Annotated in this window: 17 protein-coding genes; 8 read left to right on the top strand and 9 right to left on the bottom strand. The window is 62.9% G+C overall.

The features are described 5' to 3' along the window. Positions 1 to 4: 4 nt before the first annotated feature. Complete coding sequence (locus HHL26_RS07495) at positions 5 to 775, bottom strand: enoyl-CoA hydratase/isomerase family protein (protein ID WP_066557363.1); 771 nt, start codon at positions 773 to 775, stop codon at positions 5 to 7. 174 nt (positions 776 to 949) lie between these two features. Here HHL26_RS07495 and HHL26_RS07490 point away from each other — a divergent pair, with 174 nt between their 5' ends. The 8 genes from HHL26_RS07490 (at position 950) to HHL26_RS07455 (ending at position 10,653) form a co-directional block, all read left to right on the top strand. Then, entirely contained in the window at positions 950 to 2,998 is a 2,049-nt protein-coding gene (locus HHL26_RS07490) for a PQQ-dependent dehydrogenase, methanol/ethanol family (RefSeq protein ID WP_066557367.1), read from the top strand. Positions 2,999 to 3,136: 138 nt separating this feature from the next. After that, the gene (locus tag HHL26_RS07485; RefSeq protein ID WP_066561717.1) at positions 3,137 to 3,871 is read left to right on the top strand and encodes a TetR/AcrR family transcriptional regulator; all 735 of its coding nucleotides are present in this window, start codon (positions 3,137 to 3,139) and stop codon (positions 3,869 to 3,871) included. 99 nt (positions 3,872 to 3,970) lie between these two features. After that, positions 3,971 to 4,780 carry an enoyl-CoA hydratase/isomerase family protein gene (locus tag HHL26_RS07480; RefSeq protein ID WP_066557370.1) on the top strand — a complete coding sequence of 270 codons (810 nt, stop codon included), beginning with the start codon at positions 3,971 to 3,973 and terminating at the stop codon, positions 4,778 to 4,780. A 14-nt stretch (positions 4,781 to 4,794) separates the two neighbouring features. Beyond that, complete coding sequence (locus tag HHL26_RS07475; protein WP_066557372.1) at positions 4,795 to 5,448, top strand: flavin reductase family protein; 654 nt, start codon at positions 4,795 to 4,797, stop codon at positions 5,446 to 5,448. 150 nt (positions 5,449 to 5,598) lie between these two features. After that, positions 5,599 to 7,995: a CoA transferase gene (locus HHL26_RS07470; protein WP_066557374.1), complete on the top strand. Its 2,397-nt coding sequence runs from the start codon at positions 5,599 to 5,601 to the stop codon at positions 7,993 to 7,995. Between the two features lie 25 nt (positions 7,996 to 8,020). Continuing rightward, positions 8,021 to 9,028, top strand: coding sequence for an LLM class flavin-dependent oxidoreductase (locus HHL26_RS07465; RefSeq protein WP_066557376.1), 1,008 nt, complete (start codon positions 8,021 to 8,023; stop codon positions 9,026 to 9,028). Between the two features lie 2 nt (positions 9,029 to 9,030). Next, positions 9,031 to 9,672, top strand: a complete 642-nt coding sequence (locus tag HHL26_RS07460; protein ID WP_066557378.1) for a nuclear transport factor 2 family protein — start codon at positions 9,031 to 9,033, stop codon at positions 9,670 to 9,672. Positions 9,673 to 9,675: 3 nt separating this feature from the next. Continuing rightward, positions 9,676 to 10,653 carry an NADPH:quinone oxidoreductase family protein gene (locus HHL26_RS07455; protein WP_066557386.1) on the top strand — a complete coding sequence of 326 codons (978 nt, stop codon included), beginning with the start codon at positions 9,676 to 9,678 and terminating at the stop codon, positions 10,651 to 10,653. A 78-nt stretch (positions 10,654 to 10,731) separates the two neighbouring features. Here the strand turns inward: HHL26_RS07455 and HHL26_RS07450 are convergent, their stop codons facing one another. From HHL26_RS07450 to HHL26_RS07415, 8 genes are read right to left on the bottom strand one after another with little or no spacing between them, the layout of a single operon-like run. Beyond that, positions 10,732 to 11,772 (bottom strand): SMP-30/gluconolactonase/LRE family protein, encoded by a 1,041-nt coding sequence (locus HHL26_RS07450; protein WP_066557393.1) that lies wholly within the window; start codon positions 11,770 to 11,772, stop codon positions 10,732 to 10,734. 10 nt (positions 11,773 to 11,782) lie between these two features. After that, the gene (locus tag HHL26_RS07445; RefSeq protein ID WP_066557395.1) at positions 11,783 to 12,199 is read right to left on the bottom strand and encodes an OB-fold domain-containing protein; all 417 of its coding nucleotides are present in this window, start codon (positions 12,197 to 12,199) and stop codon (positions 11,783 to 11,785) included. Between the two features lie 3 nt (positions 12,200 to 12,202). Continuing rightward, positions 12,203 to 13,354, bottom strand: a complete 1,152-nt coding sequence (locus HHL26_RS07440) for a thiolase family protein (protein WP_206377390.1) — start codon at positions 13,352 to 13,354, stop codon at positions 12,203 to 12,205. After that, positions 13,351 to 15,426: a 3-hydroxyacyl-CoA dehydrogenase NAD-binding domain-containing protein gene (locus HHL26_RS07435; RefSeq protein WP_066557397.1), complete on the bottom strand. Its 2,076-nt coding sequence runs from the start codon at positions 15,424 to 15,426 to the stop codon at positions 13,351 to 13,353. The genes HHL26_RS07440 and HHL26_RS07435 overlap by 4 nt, the downstream gene beginning before the upstream one ends. After that, the gene (locus HHL26_RS07430; protein ID WP_066561722.1) at positions 15,413 to 17,491 is read right to left on the bottom strand and encodes a PQQ-dependent dehydrogenase, methanol/ethanol family; all 2,079 of its coding nucleotides are present in this window, start codon (positions 17,489 to 17,491) and stop codon (positions 15,413 to 15,415) included. The genes HHL26_RS07435 and HHL26_RS07430 overlap by 14 nt, the downstream gene beginning before the upstream one ends. Before the next feature lie 5 nt (positions 17,492 to 17,496). Beyond that, positions 17,497 to 19,032 (bottom strand): AMP-binding protein, encoded by a 1,536-nt coding sequence (locus tag HHL26_RS07425; protein WP_066557399.1) that lies wholly within the window; start codon positions 19,030 to 19,032, stop codon positions 17,497 to 17,499. Continuing rightward, positions 19,032 to 20,360, bottom strand: coding sequence for an MFS transporter (locus HHL26_RS07420; protein ID WP_066561724.1), 1,329 nt, complete (start codon positions 20,358 to 20,360; stop codon positions 19,032 to 19,034). Before HHL26_RS07420 ends, HHL26_RS07425 begins: the two co-directional genes overlap by 1 nt. A 36-nt stretch (positions 20,361 to 20,396) precedes the next feature. Next, positions 20,397 to 21,623, bottom strand: coding sequence for an acyl-CoA dehydrogenase family protein (locus HHL26_RS07415; protein ID WP_066557401.1), 1,227 nt, complete (start codon positions 21,621 to 21,623; stop codon positions 20,397 to 20,399). Positions 21,624 to 21,632 lie beyond the last annotated feature (9 nt).

The raw sequence follows: 21,632 nt of genomic DNA, 5'->3' as shown, positions 1-21,632 counted from the left end.
CAGTTCACAATCCCTGGAAATGGGGCGGGCGCTTTTCCCGCGCGGCGGATATGCCTTCCAGATGGTCCTGGGTCGTGGCCAGCAGCGGCTGCATGGCGAATTCCAGTTCCAGATACTGGTCCAGCGGAAGAGCCTGCGCGGCCTCGAACTGCCGTTTGGCCATGCCGATCGCCAATGTCGGCCCCTGCGCCAGCGATCCCGCCAATTCCAGCGCCCGTGTCATCAGCGCGTCACTCTCGACCAGTTCCAGCACCAGCCCCAGACGCAAGGCTTCCTGCGCGTCGATCATGCGGGCGGAATAGACGATTTCCTTCGCCCGCATCGGCCCGACCAGCCGGCTGAGCTGCCACACCGCCCCCGCATCGGGGACGTAGCCGATCCGCCCGAAGCTCTGGCAGAAGCGGGCTCGGGGCGTGGCGATGGCGATGTCGCAGGCCAGTGCCAGGCTCCAGCCCGCGCCGACGCAGGCGCCGTCGATCGCCGCGATCACGGGCTTGCGGATGCCGCCGACCGCCTTCACCATCCGGTGCAGCCAGCGCATCCGGCGCAGGAATGCCGCCGTGTTCTGATGGCCCATGTCGCCGGTATCAGCGCCCGAGCAGAATTGCCCGTTCGCACCTGTCAGAATGACCGCGCCTACCGCGTCATCCTCCGCCAATTCTTCGAAAATGCGCCAGATTTCCTCGCGCATTGCCATGGTGAAGGCATTGGCTCGCCCCGGCTGATCGAGCGTGACGATGCCGACGCGTCCCTGGCTTTCGACCCGGACGGTCATTGTGTGGCCCTGCGCTTCACGGCCCTGCTCCCAAAATTTATCTTCGGTGCAATATTAAATCCGCAAAGCGTTGCGCTGTCAATTGAGGAGACGCGTTGACAAGTGCATAATATTGCACGATGGTGCAATAAAAGGCTGCGTCGCGACGCGCCCCGAAGAAAGAGGATGCGATCCATGAAGGCAAGATTTTCGGCGCTCGCGGCGGGGGCCGCGGTTCTGGCGCTCTCCACCGCCGTCATCTCCCGTTCGGCGGAAAGCGCGGGCCCGGCTGCGACGAACTGGTCCAGCTTTGGCGGCGACGACAAGGAACAGCATTACAGCCCGCTCGCGCAAGTCACCGAAGCGAATGTCGGAAAGCTCGGGCTTGCCTGGTCCTATGATGTCGATAGCTATGACAGCTATACTCAGCCATTGGCGGTCAATGGCGTCATTTATTTCGCTGTGGGGCTGAGCGTCGTCCATGCGGTCGATGCGCGCACCGGCAAGCTGCTCTGGCAATATGATCCCGATGTGGCGAGCCAGCCCGAAGCCAAATGGCGGATGCGCGCCGGTTGGGGCACGCGGGGCATCGCCTATAAGGATGGCACCATCTTCACCGCCACGCGTGAAGGCCGTCTGATCGCCGTCGACGCCAAGACCGGCAAGCCGCGCTGGTCGGTCAAGACACTCGATGAGGCCGAGGGCGCCTATATCACCGGCCCGCCATGGGTCGCGGGCGACAAGGTGGTGATCGGCTTCGGCGGTGCGGACTACAACCCGGTGCGCGGCTATGTCACCGCCTATGACATCAAGACGGGCAAGAAGGCCTGGCGCTGGTATGTCGTGCCCGGCGATCCGGCCAAGGGCTTCGAGAACAAGGCGATGGAGGCTGCCGCCAAGACCTGGAACGGCGAATGGTGGAAATGGGGGGGCGGCGGATCGGTATGGCACGCCATGGCCTATGACGCCAAATATGACCGAATCTATATCGGCACCGGCAACGGCTTTCCGTGGAACATCAAGATCCGCAGCCCCGGCGGGGGCGACAATCTCTATCTCTCCTCCATCGTCGCGCTGGACGTGAAGACCGGCGAATATGTCTGGCACTATCAGGTGAACCCTGAAAACAGCCATGACTGGAACGATGCGATGGATATCGAGCTGGCCGACATCATGATCGGCGGCAAGATGCGGTCGGTGCTGATGCATGCGCCGAAGAACGGCTTTTTCTACGCGATCGACCGGGAGACCGGCAAATTCATCCAGGCGGGCGAGTTCGGCAAGCAGAATTGGGCGAAGCGGATCGATCCGGTGACGGGACGGCCGGACATCAATCCGGACGCGCAATATCCCGACGGCAAGCCGTTCATGATGTATCCCTTCCCCAATGGTGCGCACGGCATTCAGGCCATGTCGTTCAGCCCGAAGACCGGCTACAGCTACATCCCGGTGATGGAGGGAGGACGCGTCTTCGTCGATCCGGCAAATATCAAGGACTGGAAATATAAGCCCGGCATGATGGTGAATACGGGCCTGGGCGCGCCGCCGGCCAATATGGTTCCCCCGGTCGCGACCAGCAAGCTCGTCGCCTACGACGTCGCCAACAACAAGATCGCCTGGTCCGTGCCCCAGCCCGGCGTGTTCAATGGCGGCACTTTGGCGACGGCGGGCAATCTGGTGTTCCAGGGCACCAATGACGGCACGTTCAACGCCTTTTCCGCGAAGACGGGGCGCAAGCTCTGGTCCTATCCGGCGCAGAACGGCATTCTTTCCGCGCCGATCAGCTATTCGGTCGGCGGCAAGCAATATGTTTCGGTCATCACCGGGTTCCGCAGCAGTTTCCCCAATAAGCCGAACTGGGATTATCGCCAGCAGCAGCGTCGGCTGCTGACCTTCACCATCGGCGGCGTGAAGAAGTTGCCGAAGGTCGATTCGGTGGACGAACCGATTCAGGATGATCCGGCCTTTGTGGTGGATGCCGACAAGGCGAAGATCGGCGCGGGCATCTATAATAGTAGCTGCGTCATCTGCCATGGCTCGGGCATGATGGCGGGCGGCGCTGCACCGGATCTGCGCAAATCGGGCGTGCCGCTGGACGCCGAAACCTTCAAGTCGGTGGTGCATGACGGCGCCTTGATGGCGCGGGGCATGGGTTCCTTCGGCCAGTTGACCGACGGGGAGCTGGAAGGGCTGCGTCACTATATCCGCCAGCGTGCGCGCGAAACCGCGCCCAAGGGCAAGTGATGGAAGATCCGCGGCCCGCTATCCTCCCGGCGGGTGGAACGGGGCTTTCTACGTCAAGGGAAGGATAAATTGGCACGTTCATGCAATCCCGCTATGATCCCGACATATGGGATGAGAGTGAAATGAAGGCGATTGACTTTGGCGAGTAAAGCGAACGAAGAATTGAAGGAGAGCGGCGAGCGGCCCCAGACTTATTCCAGTCCGGCCATTATCGAGCGCCGCCGCCGAATATTGGAGGAAACCCGCAAGGTTATCGCTGAACAGGGTATCGCCGCGCTCAGCATGAACGAGATCGGGCAGCGCGCAGGCGTGGCCAAGCGCACGCTCTATAATGCGTTCCAGACGCGGGAGCGGATGATTGCCTCTGCCATTCAGGAATATTTCGACGAATATGTCAGCCGCATCGCCTATTCCAGCGAGCCCGGCACGATGCAGCATAATCTGGAGCGCATGATCTCCGTCGTGCAGCGCAACCGCAAGATTCGCAACTATATCAAGGCGATCATGGCGCTCTATTTCAGCTCCGACGTCGATCATGACATCTGGGCAGCGATGCACTCGCCTGCGGTTCACCATAACCGCCAGTGGATCGAGGTGCTGGTGGCCAAGAAGCAGCTCCAGCCCTGGGTCGAGGTCGACAAGCTGGTCGAGGATCTGGTGCGCTTCGAATATGCGACGATCAACGACTGGGCGCAGGGGCGCATTCCGGACGACGAAGTCATCGTGCGGCTGGTGAGCAGCTACCTGACCAGCCTGCTCGGCGCGTTGAAGGGCGCGGCGCGCAAGGAAGTGGAGGGGCTGATCAAGGACATTGCCGAACGCGGCATGGACGCCTTGCCCGCTACCCAACGTCCCAAGGCAGTCGAGGCATGAATTTGCACATGGATGCAAATTTACTTGAAGAGGGACGCCCGGTCGGCTAGTTCAGTTCCCGCACTTGAAGAGAATGTGCGGGAATGGAGAGCGAGAGAGATGAACGCGGTAAGCGAAGCCCCCGAATTGCTGTTCGATCTGAACGACCGGGGGATCGCGCATATCATCCTCAACCGGCCCCGCGCCAAGAACACCGTGTCCTTCGCGATGTGGGAGCAATTTTCCGCCGCGCTCGATGTGTTGGAAAATGCGACGCCTGCCCGGTTGCTGATCATCAGCGGAGCGGAGGGCTATTTCTCCAATGGCGGCGATGTGAAGCTGCCTCCTGCAAGGGGTGAGGGGGCGCTCGCGCTGGCGGCGCGCCTCGAAATGGGGCAGCGGATCATCAGCCGGGTTCGCGCCTTGCCGATTCCCACGGTTGCGGCAGTGGAGGGGGGCGCCTTTGGCGTGTCGTGGAGCCTCGCCATGGCGTGCGACATGATTTTCACGGCGGACAATGCGCGGTTCGGGGCGCCTTTCCTGGAGTTCGGTCTGGTGCCCGATGGCGGCGCGGCCTGGTTCCTGACGAAGCAACTGGGCCGGGCGCGGGCAGCCGAAATCATTTTTTCTGGCCGGATGCTTGATGCCGCGGAGGCGCTGTCGCTCGGCCTTGTCAGCCGGGTGGTGACGCCGGGCACGGCGGTGGATGAGGCCATGGCGTTGGGAGAGGCGATCGGTGACGGCAATCGCCACGCGGTCGAACTCACGAAGCGCCTGCTCCAGCAAGCGGAAAGCGGCGATCTGGCGACGACCCATGCGCTGGAGCTGGTCTATTGCCACACTTGTCAGGCGGGCGAGGAAGTGCCCCGCGCACGCGAACGCTTCAAGGCCCGCGCCGCTGCGAAAGCGGCCGCCAAGGCAGCGCAATAAGAGGAGGTCCGTCCATGCAGTTCGACATGCGCGAGCTTCCGATGGTCACGCGCTACAAGATCGTCAATTCGACGATCACGCCGCGCCCCATCGCCTGGATCACCAGCCAGTCAGCCGACGGCATCCTCAACGCCGCGCCCTACAGCTTCTTCAACTGCGTGGGCACGGAACCGCCGCTGGTGGTGCTGGGCCTGCTCAAGGAACCGGCCTCGCGTGGCCTGAAGAACACCGCCTCCAACATCATCGCGACCGGCGAGTTCGTCGTGAACCTCGTTTGCGAAGCGGATGCCGAAAAGATGAACCTGTGCAGTGTCGATGCGCCCGCCGATGTCAGCGAGATAGACTATGCGGGCGTCGAAACCGCGCCCTCGGTGGTGGTCGCGCCGCCGCGCATCGCCTCCAGCCCGGTCAGCTTCGAATGCCGGAAGGTCGCCGCGATGGACATCGGCGCGCTCCAGACCGTGGTGATCGGTGAAATTTTGATGGCCCATATCCGCGACGAATTCATCAGCGATAGGGAACGGGTCTATTTCGACACGCCCGCCATGAAGCTGATCGGCCGCACGCACGGCAGCGGCTGGTATGTCCGCAACAGCGACAGTTTCCAGATGGAGCGGCCCCGCTACGATCCCTCGCGCCTGATGGGCAAGGATAAGGCGGCCGAATGAATTTGAACCCATGGTGCAAAATTACTTGCACTTGGGGTCAAACTGGTGTTCTTTACACCGAAGAGCATTTTTCGGCCCGCCGAAAGAAGCGGCGCCATAACGATAATTCCCGAAAAGGAAGCGGGCCTCGCCCGTCATAGGAGTGATGAGATGCCCGGTCCCCTGGATCATCTGACCGTCATTGAACTGGCGGATCAAATGCCTGTCGCCATTGCCGCCATGCTGCTGGCTGATCATGGCGCCGACGTGCTGAAGGTAGAGCCGAAGGGCGGCGCCTTCTTCGCCCATGATCTCAGTCGCAAGAGCTGGGACCGCTCGAAGCGTAGCGTCGAACTGGATGTGCGGGATGCGGAGGGGTTGCAATCGCTGCGCGGGCTGCTGGAAGGGGCAGACATATTCATCCACGCGCTTGAGGAAAAGGACGCCGCAGCGCTTGGCCTGGATGGCAAGAGCCTTGCCCGGGATTTCCCCGAACTGGTCGTCTGCGCGCTGACTGCCTATGGCGCGGACACGCCTTTTGCCGGTCGGCCGCATGGGGAATCGCTGGCCGCCGCGCTGCTGGGGACGATGATCGATCGGTCCAGTAGCTTCCGTCCCGGACCGGTCTATCTCGGCCATCCGGCGCTGCATTATGGGCAGGCGTTCCTCGGCGTGATTGGTGCTCTTTCGGCCGTGCGTGCCCGCCGCCATATCGGCCAGGGGCAGCGGGTCGAGGCATCGCTGCTGGACGCGATGATCGCCCAATCCCCGATGAACAATTGGTGGCAGGAAGAGGGCATCAGCTACATCAAGGCTGGCGATTCCGGCGCTGTCGATCGCTTCGGGAAAACCCGTCTTGCCACTGGCATGTTCGAATGCGGCGATGGCCTTTTCCTTCAGATGCACACCGGCGGGCAGGGCGGCTTTAAGGCGGCGATGGATGTGCTGGGCTTTGGCGACCGCATCCAGACCGTAACCGCGCCGGAAATGTCGGTGCCGCTTACCGACGATGAATATCAAATCGCCCGCGTCGAGATTTTCGACGCCTTCAAGACCAAGCCGCGCGCCGAATGGATTTCGCTGTTCCAGGCGGCGGATGTGGCGGCGCTGCCGGTGCTGGAACCGGCGGAAGTGCTGCTCGACGATCAGGTGGAGTTTGTCGGTCAGCGCATCGCCATGCCGGACAAGGATTTCGGCACCATCTATCAGGCCGCGCCGGCAGTCCGCATGAGCAACGCTCCTTGCGCTGCGCCCCGCCCCGCCCCAGAGGTGGGCGCTGACAATGGCGCGTTGGCCGACCTGATCGCCCGCCGCCGTGAAGCGCTTGCCGCGGATGGCAAGCCTCTCGACCGGCCGCTCGAAGGTATCAAGGTGGTGGATTTCTCCTCCTTCTTCGCCGTGGGCTATGGCGGTCGTCTGCTGTCCGACCTTGGCGCCGACGTCATCAAGGTGGAAACCCCCGGCGGCGACCAGATGCGTCCGCTGCCCGACTGTTTCGACGCGGCCCAGCGCGGCAAGCGCGATATCGTCCTCAATCTTAAAGACCCCGAAGCGCTGGAAGCGGCGCTGAAACTGGTGGCGACGGCGGATGTCGTCACGCACAACTTGCGCCCCGGCAAGGCTGACAAGCTCGGCATCGGCTATGAGGCGCTGTCGAAGCTCAATCCGCGGCTCATCTATGTCTATCTGCCCGGCTATGGCTCCAAGGGACCGAAGTCGCTGCTCAAGAGCTTCGCGCCCTTGGTGTCGGGCTGGACCGGCCTGCTCTACGAAGGCGGCGGCGCAGGCAATCCGCCGACCCGCGCGGTCTTCGGCAATGAGGATTATAATAACGGCTTCCTCGGCGCGGTTGGCATATTGATGGGCCTGGAACATCGCTCCGTCACCGGCAAGGGCGACTATATGGAGATTCCGCAGCTTCATTCGAGCCTGTGGACGACCTCCGAACATTTCCTCGATGCCGACAAAAAGGTCGTTTACGGCTTCCGGCTGGACAAGGAACAGGCGGGCTTCAATGCGCTCGACCGGATTTACCGGACCAGCGATGGCTGGCTCTGCATTAGCTGCCGGTCGGACGAGCGTTTCGCAGCGCTCGCCAAGGCGGTCGGGCAGGAGCAATGGTTGAGCGATCCCCGCTTCGCTACGGCGCGCGACCGTTCAGCCAACGACGTGGTGCTGCTGGAGGCGCTCAAGCCCTGGTTCGCGGACAAGAGCAGCGCAGATTCCCATGCGCTTCTCGAAGCCGCCGGAGCGCCCAGTGAAATCGCTCGCGAAACGAGCTGGGTGCGCGAGGCGCTGTGGCAGGATTGGGCGACGACAAGCAACCGGGTGATCGAGAATTTCGACTCCATGTACGGCCATGTCCGCCAGTTCGGCAGCTTCATCCATTTCAGCCGCACACCCAGCTTCGCCAAGGGTTCCGCGCCGCGTCTGGGTGAACATACAAGGCAGATATTGAGCGAGATCGGCTATTCCCAAAGCGAGATTGATGCGCTGATCGAAAGCCGCAAGGCGATGCAGGCGGCGGACGTCACAGGCCGTATCCAGTCCCGCGTCTCAGCCGCCTGACAAGACAAGAGAGAGGAACGCAAAGGTGCAACTCAACCTTCGCTATGACATGAACCGCCCTGACTTCGGTGCGCCGCATCCCGTGCTGTACCGCACCGCGATCGAGCAGGCGCAATGGGCTGACAGACTGGGTTTCACCCAGGTTTTCCTGGCCGAACATCATGGTGCGGAAGGCGGCTATTGCCCGTCCTCCATGATCCAGGCGGCCTCTATTCTGGGCGCGACGGACCGGATCGTCGCGCACCTGTCGGCGCTGGTGGTGACGATGCACGATCCGTTGCGTCTGGCTGAAGACCTGGCTGTCCTCGACAATATCGCGCCGGGCCGCATCTGGCTGACGGCGGGCATGGGCTATCGCCCGCATGAGTTCGAAATGTTCGACCGCGACATCACCAAGCGGCTCGCCATCATGAACGAGGCGATGGCGACGCTCAAAAACGCATGGACCGGCGAGCCTTTCGAATATCGTGGCCGCACCGTCCGCGTGACGCCAGCGCCCGCGACGCCGGGCGGTCCGAAAATCTACATGGGCGGCTCGACCGACAAATCCGCCATCCGCGCGGCCAAGGGTGGCTATCAATATTTCCCCGGCCATCCCGACCTGTTCACGCTCTACAAGGAAGAGCGCGCAAAGGCCGGTTTCGGGCCACCGGAGGAACTGCGCAAGCCTGCGGCGAGCTTCCTCTATGTCTCGGACGACCCCGACCGCGACTGGCCGCTGGTCGCGCCGCATGTCGCTTATGCGACCAACGCCTATGCCGAATGGGCCAAGGAGCGGGGCACCGGCCAGACCCGCTATCAGCCCGCCGAGACGATCGAAGGCCTCAAGGCCATGCCCAATATCAAGGTGCTGACGCCGGACGAATGTTTCGCTTATCTGAAGGGTTTGGGGCGCGGCACGGCGGTCACGTTCCACGCGCTGCTAGGCGGGCTTGATCCTGAAGTCTCCTGGCGCAGCCTGCGCCTGTTCGAAAAGGAAGTCCTGCCACGCCTCAAGGCTGAGCCGGGCCTACTGGAAATGCCGGGAGAATGAGCATGGAAGAGCAAAATCGTCGCGGAACGCTGGCTACGATGCTGGCCGTGCCCTTTGGCTTGGCGGCCGTGGGGCAGGCCTCAGCCGCGACCGCGAAAGGGAAGGGCAAGCCGATGAGCATGGCCGATCGTCTGGACGTGATCGAATCCAAGCAGGCGATCGCCGAACTGCTCTATGCCTATGCCCGCGCCAATGACCGGGCGGATGAAGCGTTGCTGCGCTCGCTATTCTGGCCGGAATCGACGCACAAACATGGGAAGTTCGAGGGCAAATCTTCGGATTTCGTCGGTTTCGCCTTCAAGATCGTCTCCGCCCTCAAATATGCGTGCCATCATATCTCCAACGTCTCGGTCGAGGTGCAGGGCGATAAGGCCTTTTCCGAATGCTATTATTTCGCGCAGCATCGCCGCGACCGGAAAGATGGTAGTGGGGAGGAAGATGTCTTTTTTCAGGGGCGCTATCTTGACGATCTCGAACGACGCAATGGCGAATGGAAGATCATTCGCCGCCGAGGGCTTTCCGACTATACCTCTCCGGCTTTCCTGTCGGAAACTACCTATGCGCAATGGCCCGCCGGCCAGCATAGCGAGAAATATCCAAGCGACGATTATTACAAGATGCGCCAGCAATTCCGAGGGAGCTGATCCATGCGCGCGCTGATGTGCGAGCATCATGGACCGCCCGAGGAACTGGTGTTCCGGGATATGCCCTCGCCCGAACCGGGACCGGGCGAGGTGCGACTGCGGGTGAAGGCTGCGAGCGTCAACTTCCCTGACGGCCTCATCATCCAGAATCTCTACCAGACCAAGCCGCCCTTGCCCTTCAGCCCCGGCAGCGAGGCGGCAGGCGTAGTGGATGCGGTGGGCGAGAGCGTGACCAGCCTGCGCGTGGGTGATCGGGTTGCGGCGATGACGATCTGGGGCGCCTTTACGGAGGAGGTGGTGGTTCCGGCGGCACGCTGTTTCGCCATACCCGATGCCATGCCGTTCGATGTCGCTTCGGGCTTTACGATGGTTTACGGGACGTCACTCCATGCGCTCAAACAGCGGGGGCGCTTGCAGCCGGGCGAGACATTGCTGGTGCTGGGCGCAGCGGGTGGCGTTGGCCTTGCCGCAGTGGAGATCGGCAAGCAGATGGGCGCGCGGGTGATCGCCGCCGCTTCCTCCGAGGAAAAGCTGGCCCTGGCGCGGGCGCATGGGGCGGACGAGACGGTCAACTATGCAACCGCCGATCTGAAGGCGGCGGTCAAGGAACTGACCGGTGGCAAGGGCGCGGACGTCATCTATGATCCGGTCGGCGGAGCGCTGGCTGACCCGGCTTTTCGCACCATTGCCTGGGACGGGCGCTATCTGGTGATCGGCTTTGCGACGGGGGATATTCCGGCCATTCCGCTCAATCTGCCGCTAGTGAAGGGCGCTGCGATCGTCGGCGTGTTCTGGGGCGCGTTTCTTGCGCGTGACCGGGAGGCCAATGCCTCCAATATCGAGCAGCTCTACCAATGGTATGAAGCGGGTGCCCTGCGGCCGGAGATCAGCCGCCATTTCGCCTTCGAGCAGGGCGCAGAGGCGATCCGCTGGATCATGGATCGCAAAGCGCTGGGCAAGGTCGTGATCGAGATGGCTTAGAATGACGTACTCCTGCGAAGGCAGGAGTCCAGTTCAGAGGGCGGGACTGGGTTCCTGCCTTCGCAGGAACACGTCGCTTTAGGTCCGAGGCCAGTTCGCCAACGGCAAACCCGCAACATCTGTGCGCGCTTTCACCACCATACCGCTCGCCCGCGACACGACATAGAGGTCGCGCAGGCCCGCGCCGCTCCAGCAGAGATTGGTAGGGCTGGAGAGCATCTTCCCTTCAGGATCGTGGATGATGTCGACCTTCCGCCCGTCGGGCGTGATCGCGACGATCCGGTTGGCGAAGGGCAGCGTCACCCAGAGATTGCCCGTCCGATCGAAAGCGATGCCGTCGCAATAGCCCAGCGTCGCACGATCCGCAGCAGCCATGGCGCGAATATCCTTCGCCTGATGGTTGGGGATCACGACTCCCAAGAGCGGGCCATAATCCTGCGGATCGGTGAGCGACCCATCGGCCTGCCGCCGCCAGCGCCTGATGCGCCCTTCGGCGGTCAGCGAGGCATAAACGAAGCGCTCCTCCCGGTCGAGGCAGAGGCCGTTCACCCCACGAAGATCGCGCGCGACGATCGAGGCTTTGCCATCCGGCGCGACCCTGTAGATGAAACCCGAAGGCGTGGTCGTGCCGATATTGCCAAGCGGTCCCCAAGTGCTGTGCGTGCAATAGATGTCGCCATTGCGCGCCGTCGCCGGGCCGTTGGAGGCGACCAGTTGCCGTCCCTCCAGTTCCGACACCAGCGTTTCTACCGTGCCCGTCGCGACGTCGATCCGCTGCAACGGTCCCGGCATTTGCTTGAGCAGGCCCATATTGGCGACGATGACGCGGCCGTCGCGGTCCACCGCCACGCCATTGGGCGCCAGTGCCTTGCCGATCTGGCGCAGTGTTCCGTCGGGCTCCAGCACGCTGATGGCGCCGCCGCCATTGGAGATGAACAGGCGGCCATCGGGACTGCTCGCTATGCCTTCCGGGCTTTCCAGATTGCCCCGAACCAGCGTGAAGTCGGCAAGGCCCAGCGGCTTTGGCGGGTGGGGCTGGCCGATCCCTCCCGATCCCGCGCAACCGGCAAGAGCCATGGCCGCCCCGCCCAACAAGAGTTCGCGGCGGCCGACTTCCATAAGGCGTTCCTCAAGCAAGGGGCGCGAAGCTCGCAATCTTATGATCCCCCGCCTGCACAGCCCGGAAGCGCAGCCGCATCCCGCAGCGAGGTTCGATCCCGTCGGCATCAATCAGCAAGCCCGGCACGCGCACGCCGGGCGCATCATCCGGCTCGAACAGGACGACGGTGAAGGGCACTTCCGCCTTGTGATCGCCGGGCAGCAGGCTGCGGATGACAGTGGTGAAGCTATAGGCGCTGCCCTCCGGCGAAACCGGGCGCCATTCCAGCACGGCGTCGGGCTTTCCGGGGATGACTTCGGGCGGATACCATATCCATTCGCCCGTCTCGGCGTCGGCGGTGATGCGCAGCTCGCCTGCTTCCAGCCCGTCATAATAGCCCTGAAACAGCGGGTCTTCGATCTTCGGGGGGTAAATCGGAATGCCCATGGATCAGCTCCGCGCCAATATGGTGGTGGAATGATTGTTGCCGCCAAGCCCCGCGACGGCGCAGAGCTTCGCGTTCGGCACCTGCCGATCGCCTTCCTGCCCGCGCAATTGCCGCACCGCCTCGATCAGCAGGTTCATGCCCGGCACATAGCCGCCCGACATATGTCCGCCGCTGGTGTTGATCGGCATGCGCCCGCCCGGCATCCCATGCCCCGCAGCATAGAAACGCGGCCCTTCGCCCCGCTCGCACAGGCCCAGCATCTCGGTCTGCACCAGCGCAGAGATGGTGAAGCCATCATAGATCTGCGCCAGATCGAGGTCCTTGGGATCGCAGCCCGCCATGGCATAAGCGAGCTTCGCCGACACCTCACCGGGGAAGTCGTAGGTGCAGGGCGTCTGGGTGAACAGTACCCCCTGTGGCCAGTTGTTGAAGCCCAACCCCAGCCCCTGCACGCTCACCACCGGATGGGGCATGTCGCGGGCTTCCTCTATGGCGCTCACCACATAGGCGCCGCCGCCATCGGTGGTGAGGCAGCAATCCGCTGCCCTGAGCGGCGTCGAGATCATGGGCGACTGGCGATAGGCGGCGAGGTCCATCGGATCGCGCCGCTGTGCGCTTGGCGTCAGCACCGCCCAGGCCCGATAGGTCATCGGGATGGCGGCCTGATCCTCCTCCGTCATACCATATTCATGGGCATAGCGGTTCGCCATGCTCGCAAAATAGGTGGGCTGGCCGAAGAAGCCGACCGGCATTTCGATCCCTGCCTTTTGCGGCTCGCGCGCATGGAAGCCATAGACGCCGCCCGGCTTGGTCGACTGGATCGCATAGGGCACCAGCACATGCCGCGCCAAACCTGCCTCGATCGCCATCTGCGCCAGTTGCAGCGCCTGCCCCGAAGTCGCCGTGCCACCGACGCTGTCGGTCGTGGCGCAAAAGCGCTTCTCCCCCGCGCCGATGGCAAAGGCGACCTCGTCCGATCCATGCCCCGCATATTTGTTGGAGATATAGCCGTCGATGTCCTTCGGCGTCAGGCCCGCATCGGCAATCGCCGCGAGGCTGGCGCGGGTCATCATCTTCATGACCCCTTCCTCGCCTTTACGGAGGAAGGGGGTTTCACCGACCCCGGTGATGGCGATGCGGTTTCCCTGTATCATGCGTCCTTGAACCCCTTGCCTTGCGCCACCAGCCGCTCGATCAGTGGAGAGGGCTTGAATGCCTCGCCATGGGCGGCTTCCAGCGCCTTCAGCTTCTCCAGCACCACGGGAAGCCCCTGCAAATCCGCCCAGAACATCGGCCCGCCCCGATATTTCGGCCAGCCGTAACCGGTGATCCAGACGATATCGATGTCCGACGCCCGTGAGGCGATACCTTCGTCGAGAATGCGCGCGCCCTCATTCACCATGGCAAAGAGGATGCGGTCGTGGATTTCCCCGTCACTCACTTCGCGCCGGGCGATGCCCTGCTTCGCGGCGAAATCCTCGATGACCTGCATGGCGATGGGGGAGGGCGTCTGCTTGCGGTTCTCGTCATAGTCATAATAGCCGCCCTTCGTCTTCTGCCCATGGCGGCCCATTTCGTTGAGGATTTCCCGTACATTGGCGGAACTGGTCGCGTCCCGATTCCAGCCGACGTCGAGGCCGACCAGATCGCGCATCTGGAAATGCCCCATGGCAAAGCCGAAGTCATAGAGCACCTTGTCTACTGCCCAGGGCGTCGCGCCTTCGAGCACCAACTGATCTGCCTGCGTGTTGCGCGCCGCAAGGATGCGGTTGCCCACAAAGCCGAAGCCATTGCCCACCAGCACGCCGATCTTGCCGATGGTCTTGGCCAGCTTCATCGCTGTGACGGTGATTTCGGGCTTGGTATCCTTGGTCCGCACCACTTCCAGCAGCTTCATGACATTAGCGGGCGAGAAGAAGTGCAGGCCGACGACGCTTTCGGGCCGCTGGGTGGCGGCGGCAATGTCGTCAATGTCGAGATAGCTGGTGTTGGTGGCAACGATCGCACCGGGCTTGGCGATCTTGTCGAGCTTGGCGAAGACCTCTCGCTTGACGTCGAGATTTTCGAACACCGCCTCGATGATGAGGTCGCAGTCGGCCAGATCCTCCATCGCCACCGATCCGGTCAGCAGGCCCATGCGGCTGTCGACATCCTCGGGCTTCATCTTGCCCTTCTTCGCGGTGGTTTCATAATTGCCGCGAATGATGCGCAGACCCCGGAACAGCGCTTCTTCGTTCGTCTCCAATAGGGTCACGGGAATGCCGGCATTGGCGAAGTTCATCGCAATGCCGCCGCCCATAGTGCCCGCGCCGATCACACCGACCTTCTGGATTGGCAGGATGGGCGTGTCGGCGGGAATGCCGTCGATCTTGGCCGCCTGCCGTTCTGCGAAGAAGACATGGCGCTGGGCGGCGGACTGGCTGTCGGCCTGAAGCTCGTTGAACAGTTCGCGCTCATAGACCATGCCCTCGTCAAAGGGCTTTTCCAGCGCGCCCTCGATGCAGCGGATGATATGTTCGGGCGCCTTGAAGCCACGGAATTTTCTGGCATTGGCCTTGCGGAAGTCCGCGAAGATTTCCGGCTTGCCGCGTGCTTCATCCAGCTTCTCGGTACGGTCGCGGACCTTGAGCAGTGGACGCTTCTCGTCGAGTACGCGCTGCGCAAAGACGATGGCCTCGGCGCGCAGATTGCCCTCCGTCGCGAGTTCATCGAGCAGCCCCATTTCCTTCGCCGCCTTGGCGCCGACCGGCGCGCCGGAAGTGATGAGGTCCAAAGCCTTCTCCACCCCGACGATGCGAGGCAGACGCTGCGTACCGCCAGCGCCGGGCAGCAGGCCCAGATTGACTTCGGGCAGCCCGCATTTGGCCGAAGGCACGGCAATGCGATAATGCGCCACCAACGCCAGTTCTAGACCGCCGCCCAGCGCCGTGCCATGGATGGCGGCGATCACCGGCTTGGACGCATTTTCGACAACCAACTGGAGATTGCGCAGGGTCGGCTCGACCGGCGGCTTGCCCAGTTCGCTGATCTCGGCCCCTGCGAAGAAGGTTCTTCCTTCGCAGATCAGCATCATCGCGCCCACGCCACTATCGCCGATGGCCGTCTGCACCGCGCCCGCGACGCCCTGCCGCACGGCATTGGAGAGCGCGTTCACGGGCGGCGAGTTGACCGTGATGACCGCGATTGGGCCTTCCACCTCATAGGTGACGACGTCATTGACCTTCATTCAAGCCTCTATGTGTCTGGGCGCCCGGCTTGGCAGCGGCTTGCGTTGCCAAAACCTCGCGGGCGCGTTGGCGGAAATAATGTTGCAGACTGGTGATTTCGGTGTCGGTCAGTTCCTCGAAGCGCGGCATGCCCCGTTCGCGCAAGATGCCCTTGTGCAGCACTTCTTCGAAACTGGCCTTGTCGAGCGGTACGCCGGACTGGAGCAGGTCCGGCGCCATGCCGCCCGACACCGCATTGGCGCCATGGCAGATGGAGCAGCGCTGGCCGAAAACGGTCGCGCCGGGGGCGGCCTTGGCAGGATCGACGGCGAAATCGGGCATGTCGATGACCGGCGTTTCGACGGGCTGCACCGGTGGCAAAGCAGCCTTGCCATCAAGCGAGAAGGTGAGGACGCGCCATTGCTGGGTGCGGTAGTTCCATTCATGTCCAATGCCGGTGGCGCTGGGGAAACGCGATCCCGCAATCACCGTCACATATTGCTTGCCGCGTGCCCGATAGGTGATCGGCTGCGCCATCACGGCTGTCTGCGCATCGAAGAACCAGAGCGGCGTCCCGTTATTCGCGGCATAGGCGACGAACTTGCCCGCCGCATTGCCCTGAAACAGCAGATTGCCCGCAGTGGTTGCCGTGCCGCCGCCACCGCGAATGCCCTGCATCGGCACGCGCCACGCCTCGCTCTGCGTCACCGGGTTCCAGGCGAGCAGGAAGCTGGTCGCGGGCCGATCCGGCACCACGTTCGGAGGCGGCGCGCCCGTGCCGACACTGATCCGCTGGCCGTTCAGATGCTTCCAGCCCTGCAAGGACTCGGCCGGATCGATATAGACCCGCCCCTGATCCATGGTCGGGATATAGACGAGGCCGGTCCCCGGATTGAACGACATCGCCTCGATATTATGCGCGCCGAAGGGGGAGGGGTAGACGATCGCCGCCTTGCCGCCCGGATAGCGCGCCGCCGGATTCTCGATCGGCCGCCCGCTCTTGATATCGATCCCGCTCGCCCAGTTGACGGGCACGATGTTGCGGGCGGAGATCAGCTTCCCCGTCTCCCGGTCGATTACATAGAAGAAGCCGTTTTTCGGCGCGTGCATCAGCACATCGCGCTCTTTCCCGCCGATCTTGAGCCGGGTCAGCTCGATATCCATCGCGCTGTTGAAGTCCCAAGTCTCGCCGGGATTGGTCTGATAGTGCCAGACATATTCGCCCGTATCGGCATCCAGCGCGACGATGGAGCAGAGGAAGAGATTGTCCCCGCCGCCCGGCGAACGGATCTTCTGGTTCCATGGAGAACCATTGCCGATGCCGATATAGATGCGGTTATATTTGGGGTCATAGGCCATGGCGTTCCACGCCGTCCCGCCGCCGCCATATTTCCACCACTGGCCGGTCCACGTCCGGGCGGCCATCGCCATCGCTTTATTCTCGAAGCCCAGCTTCGGATCGCCCGGCACGGTGTAGAAGCGCCAGAGCTGCTTCCCCGTCTGCTGGTCATAGGCGGTCACATAGCCCCGGACCGGCGCGAAGTCCGCGCCGCCATGGCCGATGATGACCTTGCCCTTGAACACCCAGGGCGCGCCGGTGACATAGCGCTCGTCATCCTTGCCGATGGTCTGCGCGGTCCAGACGGGATGGCCGGACTTGGCGTTGATCGCGATCAGCCGCCCGTCGATGGTCCCGGTAAAGACCATGCCACTGTCATAGGCGATGCCTCTGATGCCCCAGGCGGCGCGCATCTTCTGCCCCGCGACCTTCCAGCTTTGCGGATCATAGGTCCACAATTCCCGGCCAGTCGAAGCGTCCAGCGCATGAATAACGCTATAGCCCGAGGCATAATAAACGACGCCATCCACCGCGATAGGCGCGGAAAGGCTCGACCCGCCACCGCTGATGTCATGATACCAGGCGAGCTTCAGCTTCCCGACATTGCGGTCATTGATCTCGGTGAGCGAGCTGTAATGGTTCTCATCGATCCCGCCATAGCCCGGCCAGTCGCTCCCATCTCGCCGGGCTTCCCCCGAAGGCGCGCAAGCGGCGAGCAACAGCAGCAAGGGCAAGACAAAACGCATGAAGCTCAACCCCCGATGGTGCGATCAGAAGGCCAGAAGCGCTGGCGCAGCGCCTTCTTGTTGACCTTGCCCATGACGGTGCGGCCGATATCATCCACCATCTCGTAACCGCGCGGGCATTTGTAACCGGCGAGGTTGGCGCGGCAGAAGGCGTTGAGTTCTTGCGGACTCGGCGGATCGTCCGCATCCTTGGGAATGACCAGCGCCCGCGCTTCCTCGCCCATTTCCGCATTGGGTGCGGCAACCACGGCCACATCCGCCACCTTGGGATGGCGCAGCAGCACATGCTCGGACTCGGCGGGATAGATGTTCACCCCGCCGCTTACGATCATGTCGGACACGCGGTCGGTGATGAAGAGATAGCCCTCCGCATCGACATAGCCCATCTCGCCCAGCGTAAAGACGCCCGGCGCGATATGGGCGGCGGCCGTCTTTTCGGGATCGCCGCGATAGACGATGCCATGGCCGCTGGTGTCGCGGAAATAGACCTGTCCGACTTCGTTCGGCCCCAGCAACTGCCCATCCTCGCCATAAATCTCCGTCTCGAAAGGCGGGAGCGCCTTGCCGACGGACCCCGGCCGCTCCAGCCATTCCTGCGAGGTGATGTAGGTGGTCGATCCCGCCTCGGTCCCGCCATAGGCCTCGACCAGCACCGGCCCGAACCAGTCGATCATCGCCTGCTTCACCGCACGCGGACAGGCCGCGCCGGTATGGGCGAGCCGCTGGATGCTCGACACATCATATTTGGTGCGGATGTCTTCGGGCAGAGCCAGCATCCGCTGGAAATGCGTCGGCACCATCACCGATCCTGCGACCTTATATTTCTCGATCAGTGCCAGCGTCTTTTCCGCATCGAAATGCTCGACGGTAATCAGGCTCATGCCGCCAAAGACATTGCGCGCCATGCCGAGCGGCCCGGTATGATAAAGCGGCCCCACGGCAATGCCGGGCGAAGGCGTGATCTTCGATCGGATCGCTTCGGCCAGAGCCTTCACCGTGGCAGCGCGCGGGAAATATTGCGGCGGCGTCTCGGTGGCCTTGGGTCGTCCCGTGGTGCCGGACGTATAGTGGAGATGCGGCAAAGGTGGCACCTCAGGATCGGGTTCAGCGGTCGAAGCCGCCGCGATCCAGTCCTCCCAATGGATGACATCTTCACGATCAGGGCAGCGCCAGCCGATCACCGTCTTGACGCCAGCCTCAGCGGCTGCGGCAAGCCCGGCCTCCATCGTCTCCGGCCCGACCAGCAGCGCCACCGCGCCACTGTCCTTCAGAATATAGGCGGCCTCCGAAGGCGTCAGGTGAAAGCTCACCGGCACGCTGGAAATGCCCGCCTCCAGACAGGCGACATAGGCGATCACTGTCTCGGCGCTGTTGGGCGCGAACACCGCCACTCGCCGCTCGGTCAGGTCGAGGCCATTGAGCGCATTGGCCGCCCGGTTGAGCAGCTCATCCAACTGATGCCAGTCATAAGTCACCCGCTCATCGGCAAGGGCGAGTTGGTCACGACGCGCGGGATCGACCCCGCCAAGGCTCAAAGACATCAAACGTCCTTTCGGGAAGCAATGGCGGGCGCCAGATAGCGCAGCGCCATGCGGAAGGAGATCAAGGCGATCACCGAACAGACCGTCACCACGACGGCGAGCGACTGTCCCAGCGCGCCCTCATCATGGAACACATATTCGGTCAGCGCCGCGACGATCGCCGGCCCCGCACCGAGGCCAAGGATCGTGAAGACGAACAGGAAAAAGGCCAGCATCCGCGCCCGGATCGTGGCTGGCGCGATCAGCCCCATGACCGACGACACATAGACCATGAACGGCACGGTGATGAACTGCGCCACGCAATAGCAGGCCAGGAACACATAGACGTTGGTGGCGAAGAACATATAGCCGACCACCGGCAGGAAACCGATGATCAGCCAGCTATAGAAGCGCAAATGCGCGTCCTTCATGCCGCCGGAAAAGAGCCGGTCGACGATCCAGCCATTCACCACCAGCGACACGGCCGACACGATGTTCATCATGCTGAGCGCGAGGCCATATTGCACCGGCTTCCACCCGAAATGCCGCTCGATATAGGCGGGCACCCAGTTGGTCATCGAATAGCCGCACATGGCGAGGCAGGATGTGCCCACCAGCATCAGCGCCAGCAGCTTCCAGTTGCGCGAAACGAAGGTTCGGATTTCGCCCGAAGCCGCCATTGAAGCCGCGCCCGGCGGTTTCCTGCGGCCCGGATCGGGAAAGGTGAACAGCAACAGCGCGAAGATGATCCCCGGCAAGCCCACCATCATCATGACCAGCTGCCAGGGCTGCGCGGGGCCATGAAAGGGAATGTGAATGCCGGTATGCGCCGTCGCAAAGGCAATCGCGACGCCTCCCAGCGCAAAGGCCGTCGCCGACCCCACTTTGCCCGCCATCTGGAAGGTCGAGGTCGCCCGCGTCAGCAGGCGCGGCGGAAAGGCGTCGGCAATCAGCGAATAGGCGGCAGGTAGCAGCGCCGCTTCCCCCACGCCCACGAAAATCCGCCCGATCAGCAGCGCCTCATAGGTCTGCGCGAAACCGCAGGCCGTGGTCGCGATCCCCCAGATCACCACGCCGCCAAAGATGATCCAGCGCCGCGAAAACCGATCCGAAGCCCAACCGAGCGGCAAGCCGAAAACTGCATAAAAGATGGCGAAGGAGGTCGAAGTGATCATGCTGATCTGCACGTCGGACAGCAGCAGATGCGCCTTGATCGGCGTCACCAGCATCGACACGATCAGCCGGTCGACCCAGCTGAGCACGTACAGCCCGAACAGAACCGCCACCATCCACCAGGCACTGCCGAGGCCGGGGTTGGCCCGGCTGTCGGCTTGGTTCTGCGGGGTCATCAGCATGATCCTTCCTCGCCTTTCCGGTTAAAAAGTTCAGCGCACCGGCAATTGGTTGAGTTCAGCAATCTTGAGCTTGCCAAGCTGCGCCATGTGAACCTCGTCCGGGCCATCCGCGAAGCGCAGGTAGCGCGCATTCATGAAGGCGGCGGCGGGTGGGAAATCGCTCGAAATGCCGATGCCGCCGAACACCTGCATGGCCCGATCCGCCACCGTCTGGGTCATGCGCGGCGCGACGATCTTGATGGCGGCGATCAGGTCCTTGGCGATCTTGTTGCCATAGCGGTCCATCGCATCGGCGGCCTTCAGCGTCAGCAGCCGCGCCTGCTCAATCTCGCAGAAGGAGAGGGCGATATCCTGCCTTATGCTCCCCTGATCCGCGAGCTTGCGCCCGAAAGCGACCCGGCTTTCCACCCGCCGCGCCATATATTCCAGCGCCCGCTGCGCTTGCCCGATGAGCCGCATGCAGTGATGGATACGGCCCGGCCCAAGTCGTCCCTGCGCGATCTCGAAGCCGCGCCCTTCGCCAAGGATCAGGTTCTCCTTGGGCACGCGCACATCCTTGAACACCATTTCCGCATGACCGCCGGGCGAATGCACGGCGTTCATCACATCGAGCGGGCGGATGATCTCGATGCCGGGCGTGCCGGCCGGGATCAGGATCTGCGAATGCTGCTGGTGGCGCGGCCCGTCATTGGGGGTCTTCCCCAGCAGGATGAAGATTTTGGTATTGGGATCGAGCGCGCCCGAAATCCACCATTTGCGCCCATTGATGACGTAATCGTCGCCATCCGCGATGATGGTGGTGGCGACATTGGTCGCATCCGAAGAGGCGACCTCCGGCTCCGTCATCACATAGGAGGAGCGGATCGTGCCATCGAGCAGCGGCTTCAACCACTTCTCCTGCTGCTCCGGCGTGCCGTAGCGGGCCAGCACTTCCATATTGCCGGTGTCGGGCGCCGAGCAGTTGAAATATTCCGACGACCCGATCACGCGCCCCATGATCTCGGCCAGCGGTGCATATTCCAGATTGGTTAGGCCGGGACTCCATTCGCCATATTCATGCGGCAGGAACAGGTTCCACAGACCGGCTGCCTTGGCCTTGGCCTTGATCTCCTCCGTGCCCGGCCAGCGCTTCCACAGGTTCGCCGGGTCATGGTGGAAATGGTCGCGCTCTTTCTCGATCGGATAGACATGGGCGTCCATGAAATCGATGAGCCGCGCTTGCAGCGCTTTCACCTTATCGGAATATTCGAAGTTCATCGGATGATC

The sequence above is a fragment of the Sphingobium sp. TB-6 genome (assembly GCF_012927365.1).
GTDB lineage: Bacteria > Pseudomonadota > Alphaproteobacteria > Sphingomonadales > Sphingomonadaceae > Sphingobium.
This window is presented reverse-complemented; position numbering and strand designations above follow the sequence as displayed.

Excerpts from the sequence above, each read along its gene's own strand:
- HHL26_RS07475 (WP_066557372.1), top strand. The coding sequence starts at position 4,795 with ATGCAGTTCGACATGCGCGAGCTTCCGATGGTCACGCGCTACAAGATC.
- HHL26_RS07445 (WP_066557395.1), bottom strand. The coding sequence starts at position 12,199 with ATGGGCATTCCGATTTACCCCCCGAAGATCGAAGACCCGCTGTTTCAG.
- HHL26_RS07425 (WP_066557399.1), bottom strand. The coding sequence starts at position 19,032 with ATGTCTTTGAGCCTTGGCGGGGTCGATCCCGCGCGTCGTGACCAACTC.
- HHL26_RS07440 (WP_206377390.1), bottom strand. The coding sequence starts at position 13,354 with ATGATACAGGGAAACCGCATCGCCATCACCGGGGTCGGTGAAACCCCC.
- HHL26_RS07420 (WP_066561724.1), bottom strand. The coding sequence starts at position 20,360 with ATGACCCCGCAGAACCAAGCCGACAGCCGGGCCAACCCCGGCCTCGGC.
- HHL26_RS07435 (WP_066557397.1), bottom strand. The coding sequence starts at position 15,426 with ATGAAGGTCAATGACGTCGTCACCTATGAGGTGGAAGGCCCAATCGCG.
- HHL26_RS07415 (WP_066557401.1), bottom strand. The coding sequence starts at position 21,623 with ATGAACTTCGAATATTCCGATAAGGTGAAAGCGCTGCAAGCGCGGCTC.
- HHL26_RS07495 (WP_066557363.1), bottom strand. The coding sequence starts at position 775 with ATGACCGTCCGGGTCGAAAGCCAGGGACGCGTCGGCATCGTCACGCTC.
- HHL26_RS07430 (WP_066561722.1), bottom strand. The coding sequence starts at position 17,491 with ATGCGTTTTGTCTTGCCCTTGCTGCTGTTGCTCGCCGCTTGCGCGCCT.
- HHL26_RS07490 (WP_066557367.1), top strand. The coding sequence starts at position 950 with ATGAAGGCAAGATTTTCGGCGCTCGCGGCGGGGGCCGCGGTTCTGGCG.
- HHL26_RS07450 (WP_066557393.1), bottom strand. The coding sequence starts at position 11,772 with ATGGAAGTCGGCCGCCGCGAACTCTTGTTGGGCGGGGCGGCCATGGCT.
- HHL26_RS07470 (WP_066557374.1), top strand. The coding sequence starts at position 5,599 with ATGCCCGGTCCCCTGGATCATCTGACCGTCATTGAACTGGCGGATCAA.
- HHL26_RS07480 (WP_066557370.1), top strand. The coding sequence starts at position 3,971 with ATGAACGCGGTAAGCGAAGCCCCCGAATTGCTGTTCGATCTGAACGAC.
- HHL26_RS07460 (WP_066557378.1), top strand. The coding sequence starts at position 9,031 with ATGGAAGAGCAAAATCGTCGCGGAACGCTGGCTACGATGCTGGCCGTG.
- HHL26_RS07455 (WP_066557386.1), top strand. The coding sequence starts at position 9,676 with ATGCGCGCGCTGATGTGCGAGCATCATGGACCGCCCGAGGAACTGGTG.